Genomic DNA, 20,502 nt, shown 5'->3' with positions numbered 1-20,502 from the left:
CCCTGCGTATGCGACACACTGCATCCCTCACGCCGGACGTGATCCAGCGTCGCACAGCCCGCCCCCGCCGTCATCCCGGCCCCCGAGCCGGGATCCAGCCGCCTTTCCCCTCCTCCGTCATCCCGGACTTGATCCGGGATCCAGCCACCGCGCGTCCGCGCGGTGAATGCCCCATATCATTGCGGATGCAAAAAAATCCTTTTCCCGCGCGATGGACATCGCGCGCTGGATCCCGGCTCGAGGCCGGGATGACGGAGGGTTTGGGTGTTTCGGCCTGCCCCCTCACGCCGCGCGGCGGTAGGCGAAGGTGCGGCCGTCCGACGTGGAGATGAGGCCCATGCGGTGGAGCGAGGCCAGCACACTGGAGACGGCGGGGCGCACCTTCTGGCCCTGGCGGAAGCGGGCGGCGATGGCTGCGGCATCGACCGCGCCGCCGGTCTCGATCAGCGCATCGATGACGAGGCCGGTCTGGGCGACCTCGTCTGTGAGCGGATAGCTCGGGCGGACGCCGGTGCCGGCTGCCTCGGCAGGCAGGCCGAGATCGGCCTCGAGCTGCTCGGCCTTCTCCTTCTCCGAACCGAAGCGCGGGATCTGGTAATCGGGCCGCAGCCAGCGCACCAGCCCGCGCTTTTCCTCTCTCAAACGCTCCTTGTTGAGCGCCACGAGGCGGGCCAGCACCTCTTCCTCGGGCAGATCGACCGGCCAGCCATAGGCCTCGGCCACCGCCGCATCGAGCCTGTCGTGCAGCTCCCTCATGATCAGCACCAGCCCGTCGTCGAAGATGCGGCGCTCCTTCTCCTCCAGATCGTCGGGCCTCACGCCGGCGCGCAACCGCTCCAGCACGTTGTAGAGCCCGGTCAGCGTCAGGTGCCCGTGTTCGGCCAGCACGCGCTTGCGATGGGCGTCGAGTTCCTCGGCGACGGCGGCGATCGCCGCCTTCTGCGCGTCCGTGGCGGTAGGGAATGGGAAGGGGTCGAAGCAGCGGGATTTGACGTAGACCGGGTCGTTGCCGACGCCGAGCCAACCGCCCGTACGCATCGCCCAATGCACGTGGAAGCGCGAGGACAGCACGCCGAGCGGATAGCCGTCGCTGAGCCCGATGGCGACCAGCTTGTTGTCCGGCAGGATCGCAGCATCGAGGAACTGGAAGGCGCGGTGCTTGGCGGTTTCGACGGTGGCGATGTAGCGGGGGAGATTGGCGAGCGCCGGGCGCAAATCCTTGCGGGGCTCGCCGAAGATCCACCAATTGTCGCGATAGGTTGCGCGGTTGTTCTTGTCCCGCTCCGGCTTAACTGTGGTCAAGACGTGCTGATAGACCTCCGGAAAACGCGCGCGAACCTGCTCCGCCGAAAGCCCGAAAAGGTCGATGACCATGACGCCGCGCGGGCGATCGGTCAGGTCGCGGCCGTTGCGATAAGTGCGGATGTGCTGTTCGAGGCCCGGCCGCCGACCGAGCCCCAGATGCTCCGCCTCCTGCGGCGTTACGATGAAACCGGAGCCATGGAGCGACATGCCTCTCGATGAGAGTGCCTCGCTGGCCTTCAACGGCGCAACCGACGCTACATCCACCCCGACCGTCAGGTCCGAATTCACCTTCCCCCGCTTCTCGGCAAACAGGATCACCGGGCTGTCGGTCTCCACCGCCTCCTCCGCCGTCACCTCCAGCAGCAGGCCGTCCTTCCTGCCGGCTTCGGCCACCGTCATGGCGATGCGGACGGCGGCGCTGTCCCTCGTCACCTTGGTCCAGGGATGATCGGGAATGGCCATGACCAGCGACAGCGGCTTTTTGGCGTTCAGATAGGGCTCCATCACCCGGCGCTGGAACACCTGGCTGATGGAATTGGTGGTGACGAAGCCGAAGCGCTTCAGCGGGCTCTTCGCCTTCAGCAGGATTTCCGCCGAACGGTCCCACCAGTACATGACGAAATCGGCGCTCTCGTTCATGTGCTTGTGGGCCTTCCACAGCGCCTGCGCATAGGCGCCGCCCATGCGGGCGCGGATGTCCTTGCCGCCGACGAAAGGCGGGTTGCCGACGATGTAGTCGGCCTTCGGCCAGTCCGGCCGACGGGGGTTCGGATAGGTCTCCACGCCGTCCTTCACCTGCGGCAGCGGATAGCCGTCCCAGGTCAGCACCGCGTCCAGGTTCTGGATGTTGCGGAAGGCTTTCAGGATCGGTTCGGACGGGGCGGCACCGCTGTTGCGGAAGTGCCATTGCAGGTGGCCGATCCAGAGCACCAGCTCGGCGATGGCGGCCGCACGCGGGTTGAGCTCCAGCCCAAGGAACTGGTGCGGATCGACCGAATGGCTTTCGAGCGACAGCGCCTCCTGGCCGCCGAGGTCGTTGATCGCCTCCAGCACCTCGCCCTCTAGCCGCTTCATCAGCTCCAGCGAGACATAGAGGAAGTTGCCGGTGCCGCAGGCGGGGTCGAGCACGCGGATCTCGCAGAGCTTGTCGTGGAAGGCCTGCACCGTCCTGATCGCGGCCTCGGCCTTGCCGTCGGACTTCTGCCGGTCGGCGGTGGAGCGCACGCTGTCCCATTCGGCGCGCAGCGGATCGATGACGGTGGCGATGACGAGCCGCTCGACATAGGCGCGCGGCGTATAATGCGCGCCGAGGCGGCGGCGGTCGGTCGGGTCGAGCGCCTGCTCGAGGAACGTGCCGAAGATCGCCGGCTCCACGTCGCGCCAGTCATGGCTGGCGGCGGCCGCAAGTTCGCCGATCTCTTCCTTGCCGAGCTTCAGCGCCCGGCGGTTCTTGAAGAACGCGCCGTTGAACTTCCTCACCTTCTGGCGGATCGCGGCGGTGAAATCGCCCTCGTCCATCGCCCGCCAGAGGTCCTCCATCATGCCGGGGAAGATCTCCGGCGTCTCCACGCAAACCTTCAGGAGCTCCTTGAAGCTGTCCTTCGGCAGGAGGTCCACGTCCTCGGCGAACATGGTGAAGAGCACGCGCATGAGGAACATGGCCACCTCTTCGGTCGGATAGCCGGATTTTTCCAGCGCCTGGCTGACCCGGGCGATGCGGGTGGCGATCTCGCGCGTCACCTTGGCCGCGTGGCGCGAGGGATCGAGCGAGAGCGGATCGGACCAGATGGCGACGAGCCGGTCGCGCACCTCCTTGTCGCGCAGGTCCTCCAGGTAGATGCGGAAGGAGCGGCGATCGGGGAACTGGTCGTAGGCCTTTCCGTCGCGGCGGAAATTGGAATAGACCTCGATGCAGTGGCCGACGTCGCAGACGAGCACGAAGGGCGGCGGCTCGTGGCTCTCCGGCAGCAGCCGGACATAGTTTTCCGCCTGCGTGCGGGCGTTCATCATCAGGACGTCCCAGGAGCGGTTGGCGCCGGCGCGGCGCCCGCGCGGGGCAGCCGCGATGCCGGGCAAGACCGGCGCCTCGGCCAGAAGCTTCTTGTCGCCCGAAAGCCGGCTCTGCTTGGCCTCCAGGACGAAGCAGTCGCGCTTGTAGAGATCGATGCGCTTCGACGACACTGTGCCGTCGCGGCCGGCCTCCCTGACCACGCGCTCGAAGACGTAGGAATTGCCCTCGGTGGTCGCGGACGCCGGATCGGCATGCGGCAGGCCGAGAAGATCGCAAAGCTCGGTGAGGAACAGGGCGTAATTCGCCCGCTCCTGTCCGCCCTCCTGCCCCTGCCAACGCCGGATGAAGGCTTCGACTGCCGCTGTCACTTTCGCATGATCCCCCTGGCCATCCCCTGGCCGCTTCGGGCGCGATCTTAGTCAGGCGGGAGAAAGGTGCAAGGGCCCGGTGCCGGCCATCCGTATGCGACATACTGCATCCGCCACGCCGGACCCGGTGTCGTACCGCCCCGCCCCTTCCGTCATCCCGGCCCCCGAGCCGGGATCCAGCAGCGCCGCGTCCGCGGCGCGGGAAGTGCTTTATCGCGCAAGGACTTGCGCGGCTGGATGCCGGCTCGGGGGCCGGCATGACGGTGCGGCCGGTGCTGATCCTCACGCATTACAGGCAGTTGCCGCGGGTCTTCTCCCCCCTTGTGGGGGAGATGCCCGGCAGGGCAGAGGGGGACTTGCCGCCCCCCTCAACCGTTGGCGCTGGAATGGGCCCAGTCGAAATAGAGTTCACGCGCCTTGGCCGTTACCGGGCCGGGCTGGAGGTGGCGGTCGTCGAGGCGGTTGACGGGGACGACCTTGGAATAGTTGCCGGAGGTGAAGATCTCGTCGGCGGTCTCGAAATCCTTCAGCGTCAGCGTCTTCTCTATGACGCTGAAGCCCTCGTCGCGCATCAGCTTCATGACCCGGTGGCGGGTGATGCCGGCGAGGAAGGTCTGGTTGGCCGTGGGCGTGAAGACGACGCCGTCCCTGACCATGAAGATGTTGGAGGCGCCGGTCTCGGCGACGTTGCCGAGCATGTCGCGCACCAGCGCGTTGTCGAAGCCGCGGCGCTTGGCCTCAACGATGATGCGGGCGTTGTTGGGATAGAGGCAGCCGGCCTTGGCGTCGGTCGGCATGCACTCGATCGTCGGGCGGCGGAAGGGCGAGACGGTCAGCGAGTTGCCGGCATGGACGTCCCCCATCGGCGCCTCGAACAGGCACAGCGCAAACCGGGTGGATTCCGGGTCGGCGGGGACGACGCCGTAGGCGCCGTGCTCGGCCCAGTACATCGGCTTGACGTAGATCGCCGTCCTGCCGTCGAATTTCTCCACGCCCTCCCAGGCGAGCGCCTCGATGTCCTCGGCCCGCATGGTGGCCCGCAGACCGAGGGCGTCGGCCGAGCGGTTGACGCGCTGGCAATGCAGGTCGAGGTCCGGGGCGATGCCGTCGAACCAGCGGGCGCCGTCAAACACCGTCGAGCCGAGCCACATCGCATGCGAGGTGGGGCCGATCAGCGGCGGATTGCCGGGAAGCCATTCGCCGTCGACATAGGTCCAGGTGGGGGTGCGCGGGGATGTATCGACTGCCATCTTTGTTGCTCCTTTTTTTCCGGTCCGTTCTTCCGGGGCAAGTTGCCTCTGGCCTGAACCAATCGGCGGGCGCTGTCCACTCACGATCTTAGATGAATGCATCAGCCATTGTCATGGGTGCGGCGGTGGAAGGCGTGGCCGGCGCGTGGCATAGAGATCGGGACAGCAGAACTGGAGGGACCGCCCGTGAAAGCGATGTACTACGAAGCCTTCGGCGCCACCCCGCAGATCCGTAAGCTGCCGGATCCGACGCCTTCGCGCAACGGCGTGGTGGTCAAGGTCGAGGCGAGCGGGCTCTGCCGCAGCGACTGGCACGGCTGGCAGGGGCACGATCCCGACATCCGGCTGCCGCACGTGCCCGGCCACGAGCTTGCCGGCACGGTGCTCGCCGCCGGCAAGGGCGTGTCACGCTTCAGGGTCGGCGACCGGGTGACGGTGCCCTTCGTCTCCGGCTGCGGCCATTGCCACGAGTGCCGCTCGGGCAACCAGCAAGTCTGCGAGGAGCAGTTCCAGCCGGGCTTCACCCACTGGGGCTCGTTTGCCGAATATGTCGCCCTCGACTTTGCCGACCAGAACCTCGTTCCCCTGCCGGAGAACGTCTCCTTCGCCACCGCCGCCAGCCTCGGCTGCCGCTTCGCCACCTCGTTTCGCGCCGTCTGCGACCAGGCGAAGGTCAAGGGCGGCGAATGGGTGGCCGTGCATGGCTGCGGCGGCGTCGGGCTGTCGGCGATCATGATCGCGGCGGCGCTCGGCGCCAGGCCGATCGCGATCGACATTTCCGAGGAGAAGCTGTCCTTCGCGCGCAAGATGGGGGCCGTTGCGGCGGTTAACGCGCGCACGGTGGCCGACGTCGCCGAGGCCGTGCGCGAGATCACCGGCGGCGGCGCGCATGCCTCGATCGATGCGCTCGGCTCGCCGGTCACCTGCTTCAACTCGATTGCGAACCTGCGCCGCCGCGGGCGACACGTGCAGGTGGGGCTGATGCTCGGCGAGGATGCTGCGCCGCAGATCCCGATGGCGCAGGTGATCGGCCACGAGCTGGAGATCTACGGCAGTCACGGCATGCAGGCCTGGCGCTACGACGCCATGCTGTCGATGATGGCGGCGGGCAAGTTGCAGCCGGAAAGGCTGATCGGCCGGGAAATCAGCCTTGCGGACGCCGTTCCCGCGCTGATGGCGATGGACAGCGCGACCGACCTCGGCATCAGCGTGATCACGACATTCTGAGGCAGACTTCTGCAGGACGGGGCTTTGCCACCACCGGTAGGTCCGTCATCATGGCCATCGCGCATCCCCTACCGGGACGCGGCAAGCGAATGGAGAAGACGATGGCGAACGGGACGAGGACGAAGACGGGCAAGGGCACTGACGCGGCCGGGGCTGCGGCCGGCGAAGGGGAAGGGCCGGTGCTGCTGTCGGGCGGCAATCCGCAGATCGCCAAGGGCTATGGCGACGCGCCTGTGCAGGCCTATATCGCCGCCATGCCGGGATGGAAGAGCGAGGTGGGGCACCGGATCGACGCGCTGATCGTCGCCGCCGTCCCCGAGGTCGGCAAGGCAGTCAAGTGGAACTCGCCGTTCTACGGGTTGGAGGGCCAGGGCTGGTTTCTCAGCCTGCATTGCTTCACGAAGTACATCAAGGTGGCCTTCTTCCGCGGCACGGCACTCGAGCCCGTCCCGCCGGAGGCATCCAAGAGCGGGGACACGCGCTATTTCCACATCCACGAGGGCGAGGCGCTCGACGAGAAGCAGTTTGCCAGCTGGGTGAAACAGGCCAGCCGGCTGCCGGGCGAGAAGATGTGATGTGAAGCTACAGACGGAGGAGGAACGCGGATGACTGCCAGCAGTTCGAAGACAGAGCAGGCAGGCGAGGATCCCTCGCGGCTGATCGACGCGCGGATCGCCGAACTCGGCGACTGGCGCGGCGAGACGCTGGCGCGGGTGCGCGCCCTCGTCAAAGAGGCGGTGCCAGACGTGGTCGAGGAGTGGAAGTGGCGCGGGGTTCCGGTGTGGTCGCACGGCGGCATCCTGTGCACCGGCGAGACCTACAAGGCCGTCGTCAAGCTCACCTTTGCCAAGGGGGCAGCACTCGAGGATCCTTCGGGTCTCTTCAACGCCAGCCTGGAGGGCAATACCCGCCGCGCCATCGATATCCGCAAGGGCGAGGCCATCGACGGCGCAGCGCTGAAGGCGCTCCTGCGCGCCGCCGCCGCCTTGAACGCTGCAGGACGGCCGCGGAAGGCCAAGGGTGGCTGAGACGTCTGAAATCCGTAGTTGGCCGGCGGGAAGCGCATGTCGTAGCGCGGTATTGTGCGGCGCACCGAATATTGACATGATCCGGGACTAGTGATCTGGAATGTCAGCGCTTTCGGGAAGTTGAGCTATCGCCTTGCCCTATGCCGCCTATGTCTTCGATGCCTATGGCACCCTGTTCGACGTCCATGCGGCTGTCCGCCGCCATGCCGGCGACGTCGGCCCGGACTCCCAGCGCTTTTCCGAACTGTGGCGCTCCAAGCAGCTTGAATATTCCTGGACCAGGGCGCTGATGGGCGCCTACCGCGACTTCTGGCAGCTGACCGAGGAAGCGCTCGATTTCACGCTCGAGCGCATCCCGGGCGTCGATCCGGCGCTCAGGGGCCGGCTGCTGGAGGCCTACTGGAAGCTCGACTGCTATCCGGAAGTGCCGGCCGTGCTGAAGGCGTTGAAGGCCCGGGGGGCGCGGGTGGCGATCCTGTCCAACGGCTCGCCGGCGATGCTGCGATCGGCGGTCGCCAATGCCGCGCTCGACACGGTGATCGACGACGTCTTCTCCGTCGATGCGCTGCGCACCTACAAGACGGCGCCGGCCGTCTACGACGTGGTGACGACCAGCTACCGCCTCTATCCGGATGCCGTGTCGTTCCAGTCCTCCAACCGGTGGGACGTGGCCGGCGCCACCAAATTCGGGTTCCGCACCGTCTGGATCAACCGCAGCGGCATGCCGGACGAATATGCCGACCTCAAGCCGTCGCTTATCCTGCCGACGCTGGAGGCGCTGTAGTACGGGCGGCGGCAGTCGGCCGAGGATCAAGAGCAGGAGGATGGAATGGGCTGGTCGGCAGCGCAGTATCTGCAATTCGAGGACGAACGGACGCGGCCGGCCCGCGACCTGCTGGCGCAGGTGCCGGACCTGCCGGCGGGCCCCGTCTACGATCTCGGCTGCGGGCCTGGCAATTCGACCGAGCTTTTGCTTTCCCGCTTTCCCGGCCATCCCGTCACCGGCATCGACAGCGATGCGGACATGCTGGCCGCCGCCCGCAGGCGGCTGCCGCAACTGTCCTTCGCGTTCGGTGACCTTTCCGCCTGGACCCCGCCGGCGCCGGCAGCACTGCTCTATGCGAACGCGGTGTTCCAGTGGGTGCCGGAGCACCTGGCGGTGTTCTCGCGGCTGATGGACCATCTCGTGCCTGGCGGGGTGTTGGCCGTGCAGATGCCGGACAACCGGACCGAGCCGAGCCATGTCGCGATGGATACCGTGGCCGAGGACGGCCGCTTCGCGCGCCATTTCGCGACCGACCACCCGCGCCGCCCGACGCTGCCGCCGCCGGTCGCCTACTATGACGCGCTCGCGGCCAAGGCCGGGCGCGTCGACATCTGGCACACGATCTACAACCACCCGATGCGCGATGCGGCGGCGATCGTCGAATGGGTCAAGGGCACGGGCATCCGGCCCTATCTGGCGCGGCTTCCGGCAGACGAGCAGGACGGCTTCCTCGAAGCCTACCGGCAGACGATCGAACAGGCCTACCTCAAGGCTGCCGACGGGCGCGTGCTGCTGCGTTTTCCCAGGTTGTTCCTGGTGGCGGTCAGGGCTTGAGGCAGCCCCTCAATCGAAGGGGCAGGGCCAGCTGGACGGGACGGTGAAGCCGGGGGGCAGCTTCGTTTCGGCGTTGCCGCAGGCGAGGTCGACCTGCTCCTGTTCCAACCCCGTCGAAGACGACAGGTCGAGGCCCTCGATGCGGGTCAGGAACAGGAAGGCACGGGAGAAATCGAGACCGCCCTCGAACTTCGCCTTGCTGAGATCGGCACGGGAAAGATTGGTGTAGCGGAAGCGGGCGCCGGTCAGTTCTGCGCCGGAGAAATCGGCGCGGCCGAGCTCCGCCTTGTCGAACACCGCATTGGTCAGCACCGCGTCCTTGAAGCTCGCCCGCTGCAATTCGGCGGCGGCAAAGGTGGCGCCGGCGGCGGTGACCTTGTCGAAACCGGTGCGATAGCCCTCGACGCGGTTGAAATTGGCCTTCTCGGCCGTCGCTCCCGTCAGCCACGCGCGCGCCATGACGGCTTCCTCGAGATTGGCGCCGTCGAGATTGGTCCGGCTGAGATCGGTCAGGGTGAAATCGGCCTCGACGAGAACGGCGCCCTTGAAGTCGTTGCCCTGCAGCATGATCATCTTCTTGGCGCATTTGCTCCAGTCGACGCCCGGGCCGGGGTCGTTCGAGCACTCGGCGGCCGCAGCAGGCCGCGCCGGACCGAGGGCGAGCGTCAAGAGAACGACGCCCGAGGCGAGGAGGCCCAGGCAACGGCCAGCCATCCCGGCCGAACGATCACGAAGTGCCGCAAGAATGCTCATTCCAGACTTCATTTCGCCAGACTTCATTTCGACGTATGCTCCCGCAATCCCATGCCTCATTTTTCGCATATGGTGGCGGAAATGGGAAGGACAAGCCGCGCCCCGGCCAAGCGCCGCGCCACCCGACCGGCGCAGGTTGGTATCAGTGCCTGATTGCAGTGGAAATCAACTTTTCCCCAAAGAGGCCAGCAAGGCCACCAGCGTGGCCTGTCGATGCGTGTCGGTTTTCTGGAAGATGGATTTGATCCTGCTACGGGCGGTTTCCTTGGTGACACCAAGTGTGTCCGCAGCATTTTCGAGGGATTCGCCGATCGCCAGAAGTGCGGCGAGCCGCGCTTCTGCCGGTGTGAGCCTGAAAGCGCGACTGAACACCTGCCAATCGGACCTGGCCGGCCGGACGATCTCTTCGAGAAGTAGCAATGCTCGCGCACAAAGAAACGGAGACTTTGCCGCACCATCGACGGGCAGAGTCCGGATCACGAGCGGAGCGGCGTTCTCCCGCCTGACGACGATCGGAGGCGCAAGCAGGGTCTTGCCCTCGCGAAGTCCTCGCAGCCGGTCGACAACCTTGCAGTATTCCGCCGCGGCGTGACGATCGCGGAACATCAGGCGCTCGCCAACGATACGGATAGACGCGCCCATCAGTTGCCGTGCTGCAGCGTTGGCATGGATGAACCTGCCGGTCTCGTCGATCGCCACCACGGCTTTTCCGATTTGATCGAACGAATTGGCAACGGACGACAGGGCGACGCGGCCGGCCAGATGGGCAAGGCTGCCGACTTCGTTCAGCCGCAGGGAGAATTGCCGGAGGACGGCCCTGTCGGTCTGTTCGAACGCGCCCTGCCGCAGGGACCGATGCAGTGTCAGGGACCAGAAATCGGGACCGCCGCGAACCCCGATGCCCGCCCACCACATGCCGTCGAAGCGGGGCAGGAACTCCTCGAAGAACGGCGCGCGCTGATCGCCGGCATCGGCCAGATCGCGATCCAGGGCGACTTCGCCTCGCATGTTCATGACCCTGGCACGCCGGTGACTGTCTGCGTCCTGCTCCGGCCAGCCCTCGCGGACATAGGTTTCCAGGCATTCCTTGAGGTGTCCGGTCGCCAGCGCCCCTCCCGATCCCGTCTGCGGGATCAAGCCAGCGCCCATGGCGCCGGTGGCCGTCGCCACCTCCTCCAAAAGCTCCGTCCAGCGCGACGGATCGGCAACGATATCCGACACATGCATGGACGCATGCTGCAACCGCTTGATGTCGATGGACATCTATCCCCCTGCGTGATCGACAGGCACAAACAGCGCGCAGAATCTAAAGCAATATAGGCCGACTGGCTACAGGACAGCTCGGCGCCATTGCAGTGGACGCTCGCAAACCCGGAATCAGCCCTCCAGCCCCCGATCAACCCCCAAAAGGGGGTCGAATGTCTTCCGCGCGAATGCTTCCGTCTCCCCAGGGGATCATGCCCCACAAGATGACCGGCAAGAGGGGGCAGACGGGTATGGGCTTTTCCTTGAAACTGGCGGCGGCGATCGCTGTCGCGTTGACTCTCTCAGCGCAGGCACGCGCCTCCGACGTCGACGCGGCGCGCACCTTCGACGTCGATGTCGCCATCGTGTTCGCGGTCGACTACTCATCCTCGATCGATCCGGATACTGCCGATCTGCAAAGGAACGGGCATGTGGCCGCACTCACTTCGCCGGAGATCGTCAAGGCCATTTCCAGCAATCCCCGGGGCTGCATCGGCGTGACCTACTTTGAATGGGCGAGCCCGGCACACATCAAGGTCGTTCTGCCGTGGACGCGGATTTGCGGACTGGCAGATGCCGAAGAGGCTGCCCGGGTGATCAGCAAGAAGGGCGATACCGGCTTCAGCCGCCGGGGCAGAGGCGGGACATCCATTTCCTCGGCTATCGAGGTCGGAAGACTGCTTCTCGAGCAGTTTCCGGGAAGCGCCGACCGAAAGGTCATCGACATCTCCGGCAATGGAGAAAACAACGACGGCTTGCCCGTTCAGGGATCCAGGATGAAGGCCGTCGAGAAGGGCTACACGATCAACGCCATCGCTGTCCCGGATGGAAAAGACGAGAACCTCGGCCGTTCACTGGCATCCTATTTTGCCGACAACGTCATCGGCGGTTTCGAAGCCTTCGTCGTGGTGCCGCGGGCGACAGGCGACTACACCACGGCTCTGCGCCGGAAGATCGCCAGAGAGATCGCCCTCGATATCGATCCGCGTGTGCTGAAAGCCGAGGCGCGCATCGGGTGGCCGCCTGTCATAACCATCGCGGACGCCCGATAGTTCAGACCCGCCGCTCAGCCGATCTGCGCGGTCAGGAAATCGATGAAGGCGCGGATGCGGGCGGCGAGGTGCTCGTGGCCGGCGAAGACGGCGTAGACGGTCTCGACCTCGCCGGGATGGAAGTCCTCCAGCAACGGCACCAACCGGCCGGCTGCGAAATCCGGCTCGACGTGGAAGCGGCCGACGCGGCCGATGCCGACACCGTCGAGGCAGAGCTGGCGGACGATGGGGCCGCTCGAGGCCATGACGTTGCCGGACACCGTACGCAGGACCGGCGTGGTCCGGCCCGGCAGCCGGAACGCCCATTCGTCGACGCTGCGGCGGAAATTGAAGCGGATGCAGTTGTGGGTTGCGAGATCGTCCGGCGTCTTCGGCGTGCCGTGGCGTTCGAGATAGGCAGGGGCCGCCATGACGACCGGCGTGCTCTCCATCAGCTTGCGCGCCAGCAGCGAGGAATCGCGCAAGGGCCCGGTGCGGATCGCCACATCGGCGCGCTCGCCGACCACGTCGATGACACTGTCGGTCAGCGTCAGGTCGAGCGTGATCCCGGGATAGAGCGCCAGAAAGTCCGGCACCAGCGGCAGGATGATGCTTTCGCCGATGGCGACGGCCGCGTTGACGCGGATCGAGCCGCGCGGCGTGGCACGGGCACCGTCGGCCACCGCCTGCTCGGTCTCGTCAATTTCAGAGAGGATCCGGCGCGCCCGCTCCAGATAGACCTCGCCTTCCGGCGTCGGCTCCAGCCTGCGGGTGGTGCGCACCAGAAGCCGGGTCGACAGCCTGTCCTCCAGCCGGCTGACGAGCTTGCTGACGGCAGAGGGCGACAAGCCCAGCCTGCGGCCGGCGGCCGAGAAGCTCTTCATGTCCACGGCCGTCACGAAGACTTCCATTTCACCCGCGCGGTTGTCCATTGCGATCGTCACCTATGAATTGACTTCAAAGATATTTATCCCATCACACGGATTATCGAACAAGAGCCCGCGGGCCATATTGGCGGCAACCAAACCGTTCACCCGATTTACCGCCCGGCCCGGGCCCTGCCCCTGTGCCGGCTGCGGAAGGAGAAAACCATGCCCCTTGCGCTCTTTGCCCTGACGATCGCCGCCTATGCGATCGGCACCACCGAATTCGTCATCGTCGGGCTCTTGCCGACCGTCGCCTCCGACCTCGGCATCACCCTGCCGCTCGCCGGCCTCATCGTTTCCATCTATGCGCTGGGGGTCACCTTCGGCGCTCCGGTGCTGACGGCCCTGACCGGCCGGGCGGCCCGCAAGCCGCTGCTGCTCGGCCTGATGGCGCTGTTCATCGCCGGCAATACGCTGGCGGCCCTGTCGCCCTCCTACGAGATCCTGCTCATCGCCCGCGTGCTGTCGGCCTTTGCCCATGGCGTGTTTTTCTCGGTCGGCGCGACGATCGCGGCCGAACTCGTTCCCGAGGACCGGCGGGCGTCGGCGATCGCGATGATGTTCATGGGACTGACGGTCGCCATCGTCACCGGCGTGCCGCTCGGCACGGTGATCGGCCAGACCTTCGGCTGGCGCGCCACCTTCTGGGCGGTCGCAGCGCTTGGCGTCATCGCCTTTGCCGGCATCGCGGCACTCTTGCCGAACACGCTGCAGCGCCCGCAGGCGGCGAAGCTCTCCGAGCAGGTGCGCGTGCTCGGCTCCGGCCGGCTGCTGCTCGTCTTCGCCATGACGGCGCTCGGCTATGGCGGCACCTTCGTCACCTTCACCTACCTCGCCCCGGTGCTGCAGGAGATCACCGGCTTCTCCGCCTCCTCCGTCAGCCTCGTGCTGGTGCTCTACGGGCTTGCGATCGCCGCGGGCAACATCGCCGGCGGGCGGATCGCCGATCGCGACCCGGTCAGGGCACTGACCGTCCTGTTCGCAGCCCAGGCCGCGGTCCTCGTGCTCTTCACCTTCACTGCGCCCTCGCCGGTGCTGGCGCTTGTGACACTCACGGCGCTGGGCTTCCTGTCGTTCGCTAACGTGCCGGGCCTGCAGATCTACGTGGTCCAACTCGCCAAGCGCCACCGCCCGGCCGCCGTCGACGTCGCCTCGGCGCTGAACATCGCCGCCTTCAACCTCGGCATCGCCGCCGGCGCCTGGATCGGCGGGCTGGTGGTCGCCTCCCCACTCGGGCTCGGCGCCACGCCCTGGGTCGGCGCCATCCTGGTGGCCGCGGCCCTCGGCTTCACGCTCCTGAGCGGCGCGCTGGACCGGAAGGCCGTGGCACGGGAAACGGAGCTGTCCGGCGTACCGGCAGAGGCCTGAGCCGTCGCAAAAGCGACAGTCTCCCGCCCACATAACATGCAGGCGCGTCCGGCCACGGACGCGCCTGCATGCCGAGACCGGGGGCTCAGCCCTTGATGAAGGCGAGCAGGTCGGGATTGATCACGTCGGCATGCGTCGTGCACATGCCGTGCGGGAATTTCTCGTAGACCTTGAGCGTGCCGTTCTTCAGCAGTTTCGACGACAGCAGGGCCGAGTCGGCGATCGGGACGATCTGGTCGTCGTCGCCGTGCATGACGAGCGTGGGCACGTCGATGATCTTCAGGTCCTCGGTGAAATCGGTCTCCGAAAAGGCCTTGATGCCGTCATAGTGGGCCTTCGCACCCCCCATCATGCCCTGCCGCCACCAGTTCTCGATCACGCCCTGGGACGGTTTCGCGCCCTCGCGGTTGTAGCTGTAGAAGGGGCCGCCGGCGAGATCGAAATAGAACTGCGACCGGTTGGCGGCGAGTTGCTGGCGCAGGCCGTCGAAGACCTCGATCGGCAGGCCGCCGGGGTTGGAGGCCGACTTGACCATGACCGGCGGCACGGCGCCGATCAGGACAAGCTTGGCCACCCGGCCCTTGCCGTGGCGGGCCACATAGTGGGTCGCCTCGCCGCCACCGGTGGAATGGCCGATATGGACGGCGTTGCGCAGGTCGAGATGCTCGACGACTGCGGCCGCGTCGGCGGCATAGTGGTCCATGTCGTGGCCGTCGCTGACCTGGCTCGAGCGGCCGTGGCCGCGACGGTCGTGGGCGACAACGCGGAAGCCCTTGCCGACGAAATAGAGCATCTGGTTGTCCCAGTCGTCCGAGCTCAGCGGCCAGCCGTGGTGAAACACGATCGGCTGGCCGTCCTTCGGACCCCAGTCCTTGTAGAAAATTTCGACGCCGTCCCTGGTGGTGATCGTACTCATGGTCTGATTTCCTTCAGTTAGCGTTGGGTTTTCCAGGCTCGATGTCTGCGCGGCGGCTGGCAGCGTCCGCGGGAGGGTCATCGCCGCGGCGCCGGCGCCGATCAGGAGAACATCGCACCGCGACTGGTTTATGGGCGTCAACTCCAGGTTTGTCATGTGTAACCTTGGTGACGGACTGTTCGAGGAGGACGTTAGTCCTTCGACCCACGCGCCCCGGCCCGCCCCTCATCCGGCGCTTTGCGCCACCTTCTCCCCGATGGGAGAAGACGGGAGGGCTTCTGCCCCGCCTGCGGCCCATTTCCTTCCGTCGCGGGCTCGGCTATGACGGTTGCGGGCCGTCTCGGTGCCGCCCGGGGAACAACTTCCATGCAGACCAACCCAAACCTCGCGGCACAGGCGATGCCGGATTGGCCGGCGATTGCGGCCGTCGTCCTCGGCGTCACCGCCTTTTCGGTGGCGCAGGGCGTCACCTATCCGCTGATCTCGCTGGTGCTGGAGGCGCGCGGGGTGTCGCCGACGCTGATCGGCGTCAACGCCTTCGGCTTCGCGCTCGGGCTCGCCGCCGCGACGCTGATGATCGGCCGGCTGACGCAGCGCTTCCGCGCCCAGCACCTGATCGTCGCCGGTCTGATCGGCTGCTCTGTCTGCCTGGCCACCTTCGCCGCCTTCTCGTCGATGCCCGTGTGGTTTCTTGCCCGCTTCGTGCTCGGCTTCTGCGCCAGCGTGATCTTCATGCTGAGCGAGGCCTGGCTGAACGTCGCCTGCCCCGACCGGCTGCGCGGGCGCGTATCGGGCATCTATGGTGCCGCGGTCTGCGCCGGCTTTGCCGCCGGCCCGCTCGCGATCCCGCTGTTCGGCACCGCCGGCGGCTTCGGCTTTGCGCTGACGGCCGTCTATCTGGCGCTCGTCGCGTTTGCCACCGGGCTGCTGATGGTCCAGACCCGCACCGTGCCGGAGCCGTCGTCGACGAAGGACGTCTTCATCTTCTTTCGCCATGCGCCGATGCTGGTGGCGATGGTGTTCGCCTTCGGCTTTGCCGACATCGCGGCGATTTCGGCGATGCCGGTCTATTTCGTCAAGAGCGGCCACTCCGAAGCCTTCGCGGCACTGAGCGTCACCGTGCTGGCGCTGCCGACCGCGCTGGCCCAGCCGTTCATCGGCTATGCGCTCGACCGGCTGTCCAGGCACGCGGTTGCGGTCGGGACGGCGGCGGTCGCGGCCGGCGGCTACATCGCACTCCCCTTCCTCGACCAACCGGTGCCGATCCTCGTCGCCTTCGGCCTGATCGGTGCGGCCAGCTTCTCGCTCTATACCTGCGCACTGACCATGCTCGGCGAACGCTTCCGCGGCAGCATGCTGGTGGCGGGGAGTGCGGCCTATGCGCTGACCTACGCGGTCGGCAGCGGCGCCGGCTCCAGTCTCACGGGGCTGGTGATGGGCGTGGTCGGGCTCGATGCCGGCCCGCTGATGGTGGGTGCGGCCCTTGCGGTCTTCACCGGGTTCTTTGCCCTTTCGGGACGGCGGCGGGGCTGAGGGCCACCTCCTCGCGCATCCGCCGGGCCGGCAGGTTGATCAGCACCACGCCGGCGATCGCCGTCACCGCTCCCGCGAGCACGACGAGCGGCAGGTGCTCGCCGAGAAGCACCGTTCCGAGGAGGACGCCGACGACGGCGCGCAGATAGGCCTGGCTCGCAGCCCCGAGCGAGCCGATCGTCTGGACGAGGCGGAAATAGATCATCACCGCGACGCCCGTGCAGAACACCGCCAGCATGGCGACGGCCAGAAGCGCGGGCAGCGAAGGGGCGAGCCGCCACGGTGCATCCAGCACGAGGCTGAGCGGAACAAGGCAGGCCGAGGCGCAGAGCATCGTGCCCGCCGCCGTCACCGGCGCCGAGAGCTGGCGGAAGCAGCGGCCGTAGATTGCAGCGCCGGCATAGAGCATGGCGCCCATGATCGCCGCGACCTGGCCTGCGACCTGCCGGCCCAATCCGGCGAACGCCTCCGTTCCCACGATGAGCACCACGCCGACAAGGCCGAGGCAGGCGCCGAGGAAGCGGATCGCGTTCGTCGGTTCGTGACGGCTGATGAAGAGGGTGAAGATGAAGACGAAGATCGGCGAGGTGGAATTCAGGACGCTGGCCAGGCTGCTGTCGATATGCTGCTGGCCCCAGGCGAGCAGCGTCCAGGCGATCGTGCTGTTCAGCATCGAAAGCAAAAACAGCCGGCGCCACGTGCCGGCATCCGTCGGCAGGCGTTCGCCGCGCAGGCGCAGCACGGCAAGCAGGAACAGTGCGGCGATAGAAACCCGGGCGGCGACCACCGTCACCGGCGGAATCTCGGCGACGGCGATCTTCAGGAAGAAATAGGTGCTGCCCCAGAGCAGCGCCAGAAGGCCGAGAAGCGCGAATTCCCGCGCCGGTCTGATGGGTCGTTCGGTCACGTCAGTCTCCCGTTTCGGAAAGACCGGACCCTAGACCGGCGCATCGCGAAAATGCTTCGGTTGCGATCGAACCATGCGCGGGCATGCCTTCCGACCGATCCGCGCCGACCGATGCGCAAGAGCGCGCGTGACGCGCTCTTGCGCGGGTTCCATGCTCAGATGAACTGGCCGAGGCCGGGGACGGAGCCGACCACCTCGTCGACCACTTCGTCGCCGGCGTGTTCGCGGGCCACCGCGATCGTCTCCTTGGCAAGCCCGGTGATCTCGCCCATGCCGAGGCCCTGGCTCATCAGCTGCTGGCCGAGCGCCATGACGCCGCCGCCCAAGGAACTCATCAGCCCGCCGAGCAGGCCGCCGCCGCCGGTGCCCTCGCCATTGTACTTCGCAATCAGGTCGGAGGCGCCGGGGATGGACTCGATCATCTGCGCCACCGGGCCTTCCGCCGCCTCGCGCTGCAGGAAGCCGAGCATCATGCCGATCGCCTTTTCGGCCGTTGCCGGGTCGATGCCGACGTTTTCCGCCACGCGGTTGACGAGATCGTTCATGGAAATCCTCCGATGCCTGTTTTGACGTTAACGTCAACGTTATTGGAATCATGCAGCGAACTCAAGCACCCTCGGGCGGCAATCCGCAACTGTCCTGCGGTTTATTAGGGGTGTTGAAGTTCCCCATCCACCTTATAAAGTCGGGGATACGATTCAATGACGAAATCGGGGACGTTGCGGCACGCTTCGCCCCGTCCGGCACGACAAGGGAGTGACACGGTGAGCGAGACGATACTTCAGGACGGCAAGCTCTATATCGGCACCAGCCGCAAGCCGGACGATTCGATCAACAAGCCCGAATATCTCGACCTGAAATTCGGCAACCGCCACGGGCTCGTCACCGGCGCCACCGGCGCCGGCAAGACGATCACCCTGCAGATCCTCGCGGAAGGCTTTTCCAATGCCGGCGTGCCGGTGTTCTGCGCCGACGTGAAGGGCGACCTCTCGGGCATCGGCGCGGTCGGCGAGGCCAAGGACTTCCTGCTCAAGCGCGCCCAGGAGATCGGGCTCGAGCCCTACGACTTCCAGGAGTTCCCGGTGATCTTCTGGGATCTCTACGGCGAGAAGGGCCACCGCGTTCGCACCACCATGACGGAGATGGGGCCGCTGCTCCTGTCGCGGCTGATGAACGCGTCGGATGCGCAGGAGGGCGTGCTCAACATCGCCTTCAAGATCGCCGACCAGGGCGGCCTGCCGCTGCTCGACCTGAAGGACCTGCAGGCGCTGCTGAACTACATGGGCGAGAATGCCACCGAGCTTTCCAACAAGTTCGGCTTCATCTCCAAGGCCTCGGTCGGCTCGATCCAGCGCGAACTGCTGATCCTGGAGCAGCAGGGCGCCGAGCACTTCTTCGGCGAGCCGGCGCTGAAGATCTCCGACATCATGCGCACCACCAATGACGGGCGCGGCGCGATCTCGGTGCTGGCCGCCGACAAGCTGATGATGAACCCGCGCCTTTACGGCACCTTCCTGCTGTGGCTGCTCTCGGAGCTGTTCGAAGAACTGCCGGAGGTGGGCGACCCGGAAAAGCCGAAGCTCGTGTTCTTCTTCGACGAGGCGCACCTTCTGTTCAACGACGCGCCTAAAGTGCTGATCGAGCGCGTGGAGCAGGTCGTCCGCCTGATCCGCTCCAAGGGCGTGGGCGTCTATTTCGTCACCCAGAACCCGCTCGACGTGCCCGAGACCGTGCTCGCCCAGCTGGGCAACCGGGTGCAGCATGCGTTGCGCGCCTATACGCCGCGCGAACAGAAGGCGGTGAAGACGGCGGCCGACACCTTCCGCCCCAATCCCGATTTCGACTGCGCCACCGTGATCACCCAGCTCGGCACCGGCGAGGCGCTGATCTCTACGCTGGAGGGCAAGGGCATCCCCTCGATGGTGGAGCGCACGCTGGTGCGCCCGCCGGCCTCGCGCGTCGGTCCGCTCACCGACGCCGAACGGGCGGCGGTGATGAAGGTCAGCCCCGTCGCCGGCCTCTATGACGAGGACTCCGACCGGGAATCGGCCTACGAGATGCTGGCGGCGCGGGCGAAGAAGCTGGAGGAGGCCCAGCAGCAGGCCGATCAGCAGGCGCCCGAATCCGAAGAGCAAAACGGCGGCAGCCGCTGGACTCTGCCGGGCTTCGGCGACGAGCCGACCCAGGCCTCGACGACCGGCAAGCCGAAGGCGCGCTCCGGCTACCAGCGCGAATCCGTAGTGGAAGCGGCGATGAAATCCGCAGCCCGCAGCGTCGCCACCTCGCTCGGGCGCGCGATCGTGCGGGGGATCCTGGGGAGCCTGCGGCGGTAGGGCAACTTCGCGTCCTCCGCATGGGCCTTGGACCAAGTGCGGGGGATGCGCCCGATCGCGCCTTCGAGGAAGGCGTTGACGGCCGCCCGGCGGGCGGCCTTGATGGTGCCGTCGAACCGGAGCCCCTGCTGCCGTCCTGCGGCAGCGGCTCCCGAGAGGAGATCGCGGCATGCCCACATTCATTATCGAACGCAACATTCCAGGCGCCGACAAGCTCGGCGAAGACGACCTCTGCGCCATCTCGGCGAAGTCGAACGAAGCGGTGGCGGGGCTCGGCAAGCCCTATAAATGGATCACCAGCTACGTCGCCGGCGACAAGTTCTACTGCGCGTGCACGAGGCGGAGAGCGCCGACGTGATCCGCGAACACGCCCGCCGTGGCGGCTTCCCCGCCGACAAGGTCACCGAAGTCTCCGCCATCATCGGCCCGCAGACGGCAAACGCCGGCAAGGGGCAGTGACGGGGCCACAGCGCCAATCGAACCGCCGCCGAGATCGCACAAGCCGCTGACGACAACACCAACCGCACCGCCGAGGGGTCACCCCCACCCGCCGCTGCGCGGCGACCTCCCCCTCGAGGGGGAGGTAGGTGGACGGTGCGACCGACGGGGCCGTTACCCTCCCCTTGAGGGGGAGGGTCGGAGCGAAGCTCCGGGGTGGGGTGATGCGGCGCCGGTGAGGGAATTCGGCGTTCCGGACAGTA

General features: G+C 66.7%; 17 protein-coding genes and 1 pseudogene. 10 read left to right on the top strand and 8 right to left on the bottom strand.

Annotated elements, in window-relative coordinates; genetic code table 11:
• Positions 1 to 282: 282 nt before the first annotated feature.
• Positions 283 to 3,684 (bottom strand): class I SAM-dependent DNA methyltransferase, encoded by a 3,402-nt coding sequence (locus GGQ64_RS06055; RefSeq protein WP_183800554.1) that lies wholly within the window; start codon positions 3,682 to 3,684, stop codon positions 283 to 285.
• Positions 3,685 to 4,052: 368 nt separating this feature from the next.
• The gene (locus tag GGQ64_RS06050; protein ID WP_183800551.1) at positions 4,053 to 4,934 is read right to left on the bottom strand and encodes a branched-chain amino acid aminotransferase; all 882 of its coding nucleotides are present in this window, start codon (positions 4,932 to 4,934) and stop codon (positions 4,053 to 4,055) included.
• Between the two features lie 186 nt (positions 4,935 to 5,120).
• On the opposite strand from GGQ64_RS06050, the gene GGQ64_RS06045 reads away from it, so the two are divergent.
• The 5 genes from GGQ64_RS06045 (at position 5,121) to tam (ending at position 8,789) form a co-directional block, all read left to right on the top strand.
• A complete protein-coding gene (locus GGQ64_RS06045; protein WP_183800548.1) occupies positions 5,121 to 6,161 on the top strand; it encodes an alcohol dehydrogenase catalytic domain-containing protein in 1,041 nt (346 codons plus the stop codon).
• A 101-nt stretch (positions 6,162 to 6,262) separates the two neighbouring features.
• Positions 6,263 to 6,736, top strand: coding sequence for a DUF1801 domain-containing protein (locus tag GGQ64_RS06040; protein ID WP_183800545.1), 474 nt, complete (start codon positions 6,263 to 6,265; stop codon positions 6,734 to 6,736).
• A 30-nt stretch (positions 6,737 to 6,766) separates the two neighbouring features.
• Positions 6,767 to 7,189, top strand: coding sequence for a DUF1801 domain-containing protein (locus GGQ64_RS06035; RefSeq protein WP_183800544.1), 423 nt, complete (start codon positions 6,767 to 6,769; stop codon positions 7,187 to 7,189).
• 133 nt (positions 7,190 to 7,322) lie between these two features.
• The gene (locus GGQ64_RS06030) at positions 7,323 to 7,973 is read left to right on the top strand and encodes a haloacid dehalogenase type II (RefSeq protein ID WP_183800541.1); all 651 of its coding nucleotides are present in this window, start codon (positions 7,323 to 7,325) and stop codon (positions 7,971 to 7,973) included.
• A 45-nt stretch (positions 7,974 to 8,018) separates the two neighbouring features.
• A complete protein-coding gene (gene tam, locus GGQ64_RS06025; protein ID WP_183800538.1) occupies positions 8,019 to 8,789 on the top strand; it encodes a trans-aconitate 2-methyltransferase in 771 nt (256 codons plus the stop codon).
• A gap of 9 nt (positions 8,790 to 8,798) precedes the next feature.
• Here tam and GGQ64_RS06020 read toward each other — a convergent pair whose 3' ends face one another.
• Together GGQ64_RS06020 and GGQ64_RS06015 are read right to left on the bottom strand one after the other, a co-directional pair.
• The gene (locus tag GGQ64_RS06020) at positions 8,799 to 9,542 is read right to left on the bottom strand and encodes a pentapeptide repeat-containing protein (RefSeq protein WP_246422369.1); all 744 of its coding nucleotides are present in this window, start codon (positions 9,540 to 9,542) and stop codon (positions 8,799 to 8,801) included.
• Positions 9,543 to 9,707: 165 nt separating this feature from the next.
• The gene (locus GGQ64_RS06015; protein WP_183800535.1) at positions 9,708 to 10,805 is read right to left on the bottom strand and encodes a helix-turn-helix transcriptional regulator; all 1,098 of its coding nucleotides are present in this window, start codon (positions 10,803 to 10,805) and stop codon (positions 9,708 to 9,710) included.
• A 92-nt stretch (positions 10,806 to 10,897) separates the two neighbouring features.
• Between GGQ64_RS06015 and GGQ64_RS06010 the strand changes: the two genes are divergently transcribed.
• Positions 10,898 to 11,839, top strand: coding sequence for a DUF1194 domain-containing protein (locus GGQ64_RS06010; protein ID WP_343059425.1), 942 nt, complete (start codon positions 10,898 to 10,900; stop codon positions 11,837 to 11,839).
• Between the two features lie 14 nt (positions 11,840 to 11,853).
• Here the strand turns inward: GGQ64_RS06010 and GGQ64_RS06005 are convergent, their stop codons facing one another.
• Positions 11,854 to 12,750, bottom strand: coding sequence for a LysR family transcriptional regulator (locus tag GGQ64_RS06005; protein ID WP_183800532.1), 897 nt, complete (start codon positions 12,748 to 12,750; stop codon positions 11,854 to 11,856).
• 159 nt (positions 12,751 to 12,909) lie between these two features.
• On the opposite strand from GGQ64_RS06005, the gene GGQ64_RS06000 reads away from it, so the two are divergent.
• Positions 12,910 to 14,112, top strand: coding sequence for an MFS transporter (locus GGQ64_RS06000; protein ID WP_183800529.1), 1,203 nt, complete (start codon positions 12,910 to 12,912; stop codon positions 14,110 to 14,112).
• Between the two features lie 85 nt (positions 14,113 to 14,197).
• Here the strand turns inward: GGQ64_RS06000 and GGQ64_RS05995 are convergent, their stop codons facing one another.
• Complete coding sequence (locus GGQ64_RS05995; RefSeq protein WP_183800526.1) at positions 14,198 to 15,028, bottom strand: alpha/beta fold hydrolase; 831 nt, start codon at positions 15,026 to 15,028, stop codon at positions 14,198 to 14,200.
• A gap of 366 nt (positions 15,029 to 15,394) precedes the next feature.
• Here GGQ64_RS05995 and GGQ64_RS05990 point away from each other — a divergent pair, with 366 nt between their 5' ends.
• Positions 15,395 to 16,561 (top strand): MFS transporter, encoded by a 1,167-nt coding sequence (locus GGQ64_RS05990; protein ID WP_183800523.1) that lies wholly within the window; start codon positions 15,395 to 15,397, stop codon positions 16,559 to 16,561.
• Here GGQ64_RS05990 and GGQ64_RS05985 read toward each other — a convergent pair.
• Together GGQ64_RS05985 and GGQ64_RS05980 are read right to left on the bottom strand one after the other, a co-directional pair.
• Positions 16,521 to 17,468, bottom strand: coding sequence for an EamA family transporter (locus GGQ64_RS05985; protein ID WP_183800520.1), 948 nt, complete (start codon positions 17,466 to 17,468; stop codon positions 16,521 to 16,523). The two genes, GGQ64_RS05990 and GGQ64_RS05985, sit on opposite strands and share 41 nt — an antisense overlap.
• A 155-nt stretch (positions 17,469 to 17,623) precedes the next feature.
• The gene (locus GGQ64_RS05980; RefSeq protein WP_183800517.1) at positions 17,624 to 18,013 is read right to left on the bottom strand and encodes a DUF2780 domain-containing protein; all 390 of its coding nucleotides are present in this window, start codon (positions 18,011 to 18,013) and stop codon (positions 17,624 to 17,626) included.
• 231 nt (positions 18,014 to 18,244) lie between these two features.
• On the opposite strand from GGQ64_RS05980, the gene GGQ64_RS05975 reads away from it, so the two are divergent.
• Both GGQ64_RS05975 and GGQ64_RS05970 read left to right on the top strand, forming a co-directional pair.
• Positions 18,245 to 19,801, top strand: a complete 1,557-nt coding sequence (locus tag GGQ64_RS05975) for a helicase HerA-like domain-containing protein (RefSeq protein WP_183800917.1) — start codon at positions 18,245 to 18,247, stop codon at positions 19,799 to 19,801.
• Positions 19,802 to 19,970: 169 nt separating this feature from the next.
• Positions 19,971 to 20,260: pseudogene (locus GGQ64_RS05970) on the top strand (DUF4242 domain-containing protein).
• Positions 20,261 to 20,502 lie beyond the last annotated feature (242 nt).

This window comes from Mycoplana azooxidifex (assembly GCF_014196765.1).
In the GTDB taxonomy this organism is placed as follows: domain Bacteria; phylum Pseudomonadota; class Alphaproteobacteria; order Rhizobiales; family Rhizobiaceae; genus Mycoplana; species Mycoplana azooxidifex.
Note: the sequence above shows the minus strand (reverse complement) of the source record. Positions and strands in the feature narration are given on the sequence as shown.